Origin of the sequence: Kitasatospora sp. NPDC004669 (genome assembly GCF_040609455.1) — a bacterium.
GTDB lineage: Bacteria > Actinomycetota > Actinomycetes > Streptomycetales > Streptomycetaceae > Kitasatospora.
On record NZ_JBEXKB010000102.1, the window covers coordinates 15,639 to 22,236 of the forward strand.

The window sequence follows — 6,598 nt, forward strand, 5'->3', positions numbered from 1 at the left end:
GCCTCGCCCAACCTGGGCGAGGCACCGCCGCCTTCAGTTTCGGAGAGGCACCGGGTTGTCCGGGCTGTCCAGCCACACGGTGTGGCCGTCGGGTGTGACGGTGAGCCCGAAGCGGTCGAAGCCGGGGCGATCCTGGTCGTCCCACCAACGCCAGGCGGCCGCCACCTCGTCCCAGAGGCTGCGGGGGCCGGACTGCGCCACCTCGTAGGCGGCGCGGTCGGGTTCCCAGTCGGCGGTGGCCCAGGACGTGATGGCCGTGTCGTGCAGCCACAGGGTGTACGAGCCGTCGGCGTACCGCTCGGTCAGCGGGAATGCTCCGGGCACTTGGGCCCCGACGGCGAACATGGCCAGCCACCCGCCAAGGTCCTCCGGAGAAACGGACGTTGCCGACTTTGCCCCGCCCGCCGGCCACGGCCCGGACAGGTACTCCAGGCTGCTGGGACGGGCGGAGCGCGGCTGGCACAAACGCATGAAGGCGGACGAGCCGACGAACCGGCCGCTTGCCGTACCATCGCCGCCGACCGTGAGCCGAACCACGGCTTCCCCGCCGTACTCCGGGCCCCACGGAGCGACGATGATCCCGCCGGGGCGGGTCTGGGCCACCCATGCGTTCGGTACCCGGCGGATCGAGCAGGTGGCGATCACCCGATCGAACGGCGCGCCGCCCGGACACCCCGTCGTTCGATCGCCGACCACGAGCGTCGGCGAGTACCTGGCCCGCGCAAGTCGGAGCTGCGCGTCGGTCGCGTTGTCCTTGTCCACCTCGACCGTGACGACGTTCCCGGAGCCGGAGCCCCCGCCGTGCTTGCCCTCGTCGAAGACGGGCATGGTCTTCCCCTTTCCTCGGCAGCGCTGAATGCTGCCATTGACCAGCACGGTAGGTGCACGGAAAGCGTCAATGGGCGGGTGATTCTCGGATATTCCGGCACCCGGCAGGTGGGGTTCGCGGCGATTCTTCAGAGAGCCCCGAGAGCCCTGCGGCACCGTGTGATGACCTTGTGGGCATCCAGCCCGTAGACGGCTGCGCTGGCCAGCGTGTCCCGGACACGCAGGTACAGCGCCACGTTCTCCGGTTGATCGAGCCACAGCTCCGCGTGCCAGTCCTCGACGATGACGAGCCGCTCGTCGTGAATCCAAAACCCGTTGGCGGGCGGCAACTTGAGCGATGCTTCGAATGGCACGATGCCCAGCGAGACGGTGTCCAGGCCGATCACACCGCTGAGCCGGTCGAGCTGCGCGGCCATCACGGCCGGTGGGCACGCCAGGGCGCGCAGTGCGGATTCCCACCCGCACCCAGCCCCACTATTGGTGGGTCTCGGTAGGGGATCAGGTCCTCAGCGTCGCACGCACATGACGATGAAGCCGGCCCAGCTTGGCCGGATCGACCGGACCGCGACAGGTCGGACCGGCCGACGCGAGAGTTGCCGAGAGCGCGAGTTCGTCCATCCTTGCTCGCTACTTCCGACGACCGTGGCGGCGGGCGAACTTCGTCTCCGCCTTGAGCAGCAGCGGCATCAGCGCGTAGACGACGACCGGGACGACCAGGCCGGTCATCACCAGGGTCCGCAGCGCCAGTGGCAGGTGCCCGAGGTAGGGGCCGAGCAGGACGAAGGCGGCGGTGATGGTCGGGTAGACGGCGAGCCAGGTGAGCAGTGCCCGGCGGTGCACGGACGGAGCTGCGGGTGCCGGCGCGGTGATGGTGTCGGTGTTCATGGCGCGTTCCTCCCCTTGGCGAGCGGCTGGAGCTCAAATCTCCAACCCTTCGGTTGGAGTCTGGCAGACGTGTGCGCGAATGTCCAACCAAAGGGTTGGAGATTTGGGTTATCGTTGCCCCATGGCCTGGGACACCGCACGCACACAGCAACTCCTCCTCGACGCCGCGGTCGAGGAGTTCGCCGAGTTCGGCCCGGACGGTGCCCGGATCGCCCGGGTGGCCACCCGGGCGGGAGTCAACAAGGAGCGGATCTACCAGTACTTCGGCAACAAGGAGCAGCTCTTCTCCGCCGTGCTGACGTCCGAACTCGGCAAGCTGGCGGAAGCGGTGCCGCTCGTCCTCGCGCCGGGACGGGACTTCGGCGACTACGCCGGACACATCTTCGACTACCACTCGGCGAACCCGCATTTCTCCCGCCTGCTGGCCTGGGAGGGCTTGCAACGTGGCGCGGCGTCCGAGGAGTTGGCGGCCGGGCCCGAACGCACCGCGCACTACGGTGAGAAGGTCGCCGCCGTCGCGGCCGCGCAGCGGGCCGGGGAGCTGGCCGATGAGGTGGATCCGGGGCGGCTGATGTTCGCGGTGATCGGTCTGGTGAACGCGTGGTTCACGCTGCCGCAGATGGTCCGCCTGCTCCTCTCCGGCACGACCGACCCCGCAACGGACCGGGAGGCCGTTGTCACCCTGGTCCGCCGCCTGACGAGGCCCGCAAGCTGACAAGCCTGGCGCACGGCAATGAAGCGGTGCCTCGCCCGGGCCGGGCGAGGCACCGCTGATCGTTTCGGAAGGGTCTACGCCTCCGGGTCCCAGGCGATGAGCTGGTCGAAGATGCGGCCATCGCCGTCGAGCTTGAGGGAATCCACCGGGACGCGGCCGTAGAAGACGAGGACTGGCCGGGCTGGCGCGCCGCATCGCCGCGCTGGACGGGCGCCTGACCGTGGACAGTCCGCCGGGCGGCCCCACGTACGTGGTGACGGAGCTGCCGTGCGGTTGATGATCGCCGAGGACTCCGCGCTGCTGCGCGCGGGTCTGGTCCGCCTGCTGGCCGACGAAGGGCATGAGGTGACCGCCGCGGTGGGGGACGCGGACGCGCTGCTGGCCGCAGTGGCCGCCGAGCCCCCGGACGTCACCGTGGTGGACGTGCGCATGCCGCCGAGCCGCACCGACGAGGGGTTGCGGGCCGCGCTGCGGCTTCGGTCCGAGCATCCGCGGGTGGGAGTGCTGGTGCTGTCGCAGTACGTCGAGCCGCGGGACGACGGCACCAACCGCAGGGTGCCGGCGGTCCTGCGGTTCCTGGGGAGCTGACCGGGTCCGGTGTCCGCTGCGAGGGGTGGATGGTCCCCCGGCCGGTACGGGGGCCTCCTCGCCTGTTACTCCAGGGTGTCCGGCTCGTCGGTGAGCCCGAGGCGCAGGTGTTCGATGTGGTAGACGGCCTGGTCGAGCAGGGCGGCCACATGGTTGTCGTAGAGCGCGTAGACGACCGAGCGGCCCTGACGCTGGCCGACCACCAGGCCGAGGTTGCGCAGCAGTCGCAGCTGGTGGGAGCAGGCGGACTGCTCCATGCCGACCTCGGCGGCGAGTTCGGTCGCCGCGCAGGGCCCCTCGCGCAGGCGGGAGAGGATCAGCAGCCGGGACGGGGTGGCCAGGGCCTGCAGGGTGTTGGCCACCCGGGCGGCGCTGGTGGCGTCCAGGCGTGTGTGCGGCACGGCGGTGGCGGGGGCGGCTCCATGACCCATGCGGGCAATACTACAACTCATACATGAAGGAGCGTTCATATGTTCATGTATGGTGGTTGAGTCACCGGCCACACCCTGCCCCGAAGGGTCCCGTCCGCATGCCCACCACCCTGACCGAGCGCCCCGCGCCCACCGCCGCGCCGCGCCCGGACACCGCCCCGCGCCGCCGCACCCGGGTCCTCGCCCTCCCCGAGGCCCGCTGGGCCGCCGCCGCGACCCTGCTCTTCCTGATCGCGCTGCCGCTCCAGCTCACCGGCGCCCCCGCCTGGGCCTGGGGCCCGCTGTACGCCCTCGCCTACGCCACCGGCGGCTGGGAACCCGCCTGGGCCGGCCTCCAGGCACTGCGCGAGAAGACCCTCGACGTCGACCTGCTGATGATCGTCGCCGCGCTCGGCGCCGCCGCCGTCGGGCAGGTCATGGACGGCGCGCTGCTGATCGTCATCTTCGCCACCTCCGGAGCCCTGGAGGCCCTGGCCACCGCCCGCACCGCCGACTCGGTGCGCGGACTGCTCGACCTCGCACCCGCCACCGCCACCCGGCTGTTGGACGACGGCACCGAGGAGAGCGTCCCGACCGAGGAGCTGGCCGTCGGCGACACCGTGCTGATCCGGCCCGGCGAGCGGATCGGCGCCGACGGGCGGGTCCTGGACGGCGCCAGCGAGGTCGACCAGGCCACCATCACGGGCGAGCCGCTGCCCGTCGCCAAGCAGCCCGGCGACGAGGTGTTCGCCGGCACCCTGAACGGCACCGGCGCCCTGCGGGTGAAGGTCGACCGGGACGCCTCCGACTCGGTGATCGCCCGGATCGTCGCCATGGTCGAGGAGGCCTCCGAGACCAAGGCGCCGACCCAGCTGTTCATCGAGAAGGTCGAACAGCGCTACTCGATCGGCATGGTGATCGCGACCCTCGCCGTCTTCGCCGTCCCGCTCGCCCTCGGCGCGGCCTTCACCGGCTCGCTGTTGCGGGCCATGACCTTCATGATCGTCGCCTCGCCGTGCGCCGTGGTCCTCGCGACCATGCCGCCGCTGCTCTCCGCCATCGCCAACGCCGGACGGCACGGCGTGCTGGTCAAGTCCGCCGTGGTGATGGAGCGGCTCGGGCAGGTGGACGCCGTCGCCCTGGACAAGACCGGCACCCTGACCGAGGGCACCCCGCGCGTCACGGACATCCGCCCGCTGGCCGGTTCGGGCCTGGACGACGACGAGCTGCTGGCCCTGGCCGCCGCCGCCGAGCACCCCAGCGAGCACCCGCTCGCCCGGGCCGTGGTCGACGCCGCCCGGACCCGCGGGCTCGCCCTGGCCGCCGTCGAGGACTTCGACTCCGTCCCCGGCGTCGGCGTCACCGCCGCCGTCGACGGCCGGATCGTCGCGGTCGGCGCGCCCGAGCGGCTGCTCAACGGGCGCTCCGGCGCGGCTTCGGCGGCCGTGGCCGAGCTGGAGGAGCGCGGCCGCACCGCCGTCCTGGTGGAGGCGGACGGCGTCCCGGTCGGCGTGCTCGGGATCGCCGACCGGCTGCGCCCCGACGCCGCCACGACGGTGTCCGCGCTGACCGGCCTCACCGGCCGCGTGCCGACGCTGCTCACCGGTGACAACGCGCGCGCCGCCGCCGCGGTGGCCGCCGAGGTCGGCATCGCGGAGGTGCGGGCCGGACTGCTGCCGCAGGGCAAGGTCGCCGCCGTCCGCGAGCAGGAGACGGCCGGCCGCAAGGTGCTGGTGATCGGCGACGGCGTCAACGACGCCCCCGCCCTGGCCGCCGCCCACACCGGCATCGCCATGGGCCGGGCCGGCTCCGACCTGGCGCTGGAGACCGCCGACGCCGTCATCGTGCGCGACGAACTCGCCACCGTCCCGGCCGTGGTGGCACTCTCCCGGCGGGCACGCGGCTTCGTGGTGCAGAACCTGGTGATCGCCTCGGTGTTCATCTCGGTGCTGGTCGTCTGGGACCTCGTCGCCACCCTCCCACTGCCGCTCGGCGTGCTCGGCCACGAGGGCTCGACCGTCATCGTCGGCCTCAACGGCCTGCGACTGCTGCGCGAGGCGGCGTGGACCAAGGCCCGGGGTTAGGGTCCCCGCGCCGAATCGGATGTCGTCACATCCAACAGGCTCAGGCATCACCGTTGCCAACCCTGGGAACCTTGTCGGTCACAGTGCTAGGAGAGCCGGCTGACCCAAGGGGAGAGAGACCGCCGAGCCCGCCCGGCCCGACCTCCTCGGGCCGGGCGGGCTTGCGGTGTCAGTGCGACCAGTAAGGGTCGTCGACGGTCGCGCACTCCGACTCGCGGGACTCCCGGGGCCCCTGCGTGAATCCGCCTGATCCATCAGGCTCGGTGGAGTCGGCGACATCGGACACGGAAACGTGCAGCTCGGCACAGCCATCCGCGCGCATCAGGAACTGGAGGTGCTGCCGCGAATCCTTCACCTCCAGCAGCCGCTGCTCACGTCGGACCCCGTACCCCTTCGCGGTCCAGAGCCTCTGTACCGCATCGAGCTGCTCGTTCTGCTTCTCCGGCCCGATCCGGACCCGGCCCCATTGCTCGGCGAGCACTTCCGCGCGGCCGGTCTTCTTACACCCCTGGGTACCGCAGAACCCGGTGGTATCGGCCAGGCTGTAGTACCTAGCTTCGGTCCACTGGAGCCCCGGATGGAAGACCGCGGCGACCCCTTCGAGCTCGGCCGCGATCCGGTGCTGCGCCTGATCGACCGGCATGGACCTGGAACCTGACACGACACTGCGGCGCCCGGGGGACCCGGCCGCCGCAGGTCAGCGACGCCTCAGTTGTTCGGCGTGCTTTCGCCCGTGCCTTCCGGCTGGTCGGCGCCCGTCGAAGGATCGGTGGCCGGAGCCTCGGTCGTGGTCGTCTCGGTGGGGGCCGCCGCATCGCTGTCGGCGCTCCCGCCTGTCACATCAGGCATCGGCTTGCCTCCTGACCAACCAGGCATCGTATGACCTCCCGTGATCCCAGTGATGGCCCATCCTCCCCGGGTGCCGTAAACGCCCGCTCAACGCCCAGGTCGGGGGACATCCTCACCTGATTCTGCCGAGGAAGCCCGGGGCTTCAGGACTCCGTTGGGAAAATCGCAAAGCGACACCCGAGTGGCCGGCAGGCTGACATGATCGCCTTGTCTGTCAGTGGAAGGGGGCTGGGTGTCGC

Annotated in this window: 6 protein-coding genes and 3 pseudogenes; 4 read left to right on the plus strand and 5 right to left on the minus strand. The window is 71.4% G+C overall.

Annotated features, from left to right (window positions below):
• Positions 1 to 33: 33 nt before the first annotated feature.
• The 3 genes and pseudogenes from ABZW30_RS42500 to ABZW30_RS42510 form a co-directional block, all read right to left on the minus strand.
• Positions 34 to 828: a hypothetical protein gene (locus ABZW30_RS42500; RefSeq protein WP_355676678.1), complete on the minus strand. Its 795-nt coding sequence runs from the start codon at positions 826 to 828 to the stop codon at positions 34 to 36.
• Positions 829 to 956: 128 nt separating this feature from the next.
• Positions 957 to 1,286 (minus strand): annotated as a pseudogene (locus ABZW30_RS42505) (Scr1 family TA system antitoxin-like transcriptional regulator); the annotation flags it as partial.
• 169 nt (positions 1,287 to 1,455) lie between these two features.
• Positions 1,456 to 1,713, minus strand: a complete 258-nt coding sequence (locus ABZW30_RS42510; protein ID WP_355676679.1) for a hypothetical protein — start codon at positions 1,711 to 1,713, stop codon at positions 1,456 to 1,458.
• A 121-nt stretch (positions 1,714 to 1,834) separates the two neighbouring features.
• On the opposite strand from ABZW30_RS42510, the gene ABZW30_RS42515 reads away from it, so the two are divergent.
• The 3 genes and pseudogenes from ABZW30_RS42515 to ABZW30_RS42525 form a co-directional block, all read left to right on the plus strand.
• Positions 1,835 to 2,428, plus strand: coding sequence for a TetR family transcriptional regulator (locus tag ABZW30_RS42515; RefSeq protein WP_355676680.1), 594 nt, complete (start codon positions 1,835 to 1,837; stop codon positions 2,426 to 2,428).
• 169 nt (positions 2,429 to 2,597) lie between these two features.
• Positions 2,598 to 2,705, plus strand: a pseudogene (locus tag ABZW30_RS42520) (sensor histidine kinase); the annotation flags it as partial.
• A pseudogene (locus ABZW30_RS42525) lies at positions 2,705 to 2,962 on the plus strand (response regulator); the annotation flags it as partial. The pseudogenes ABZW30_RS42520 and ABZW30_RS42525, both read left to right, overlap by 1 nt.
• Before the next feature lie 119 nt (positions 2,963 to 3,081).
• On the opposite strand, the gene ABZW30_RS42530 reads toward ABZW30_RS42525, so the two are convergent.
• On the minus strand, positions 3,082 to 3,447 hold the full coding sequence (locus ABZW30_RS42530) for a metalloregulator ArsR/SmtB family transcription factor (protein ID WP_355676681.1): 366 nt from the start codon (positions 3,445 to 3,447) through the stop codon (positions 3,082 to 3,084).
• A gap of 98 nt (positions 3,448 to 3,545) precedes the next feature.
• Between ABZW30_RS42530 and ABZW30_RS42535 the strand changes: the two genes are divergently transcribed.
• Positions 3,546 to 5,510 (plus strand): heavy metal translocating P-type ATPase, encoded by a 1,965-nt coding sequence (locus ABZW30_RS42535; protein ID WP_355676682.1) that lies wholly within the window; start codon positions 3,546 to 3,548, stop codon positions 5,508 to 5,510.
• A 169-nt stretch (positions 5,511 to 5,679) separates the two neighbouring features.
• Here the strand turns inward: ABZW30_RS42535 and ABZW30_RS42540 are convergent, their stop codons facing one another.
• Positions 5,680 to 6,153: a hypothetical protein gene (locus ABZW30_RS42540; protein ID WP_355676683.1), complete on the minus strand. Its 474-nt coding sequence runs from the start codon at positions 6,151 to 6,153 to the stop codon at positions 5,680 to 5,682.
• Between the last annotated feature and the right edge of the window lie 445 nt (positions 6,154 to 6,598).

What these genes read in the sequence shown, in the direction of transcription:
- ABZW30_RS42500 (WP_355676678.1), bottom strand. Translation starts at nt 828, where the DNA reads ATGCCCGTCTTCGACGAGGGCAAGCACGGCGGGGGCTCCGGCTCCGGG.
- ABZW30_RS42515 (WP_355676680.1), top strand. Translation starts at nt 1,835, where the DNA reads ATGGCCTGGGACACCGCACGCACACAGCAACTCCTCCTCGACGCCGCG.
- ABZW30_RS42530 (WP_355676681.1), bottom strand. Translation starts at nt 3,447, where the DNA reads ATGGGTCATGGAGCCGCCCCCGCCACCGCCGTGCCGCACACACGCCTG.
- ABZW30_RS42535 (WP_355676682.1), top strand. Translation starts at nt 3,546, where the DNA reads ATGCCCACCACCCTGACCGAGCGCCCCGCGCCCACCGCCGCGCCGCGC.
- ABZW30_RS42540 (WP_355676683.1), bottom strand. Translation starts at nt 6,153, where the DNA reads ATGCCGGTCGATCAGGCGCAGCACCGGATCGCGGCCGAGCTCGAAGGG.
- ABZW30_RS42510 (WP_355676679.1), bottom strand. Translation starts at nt 1,713, where the DNA reads ATGAACACCGACACCATCACCGCGCCGGCACCCGCAGCTCCGTCCGTG.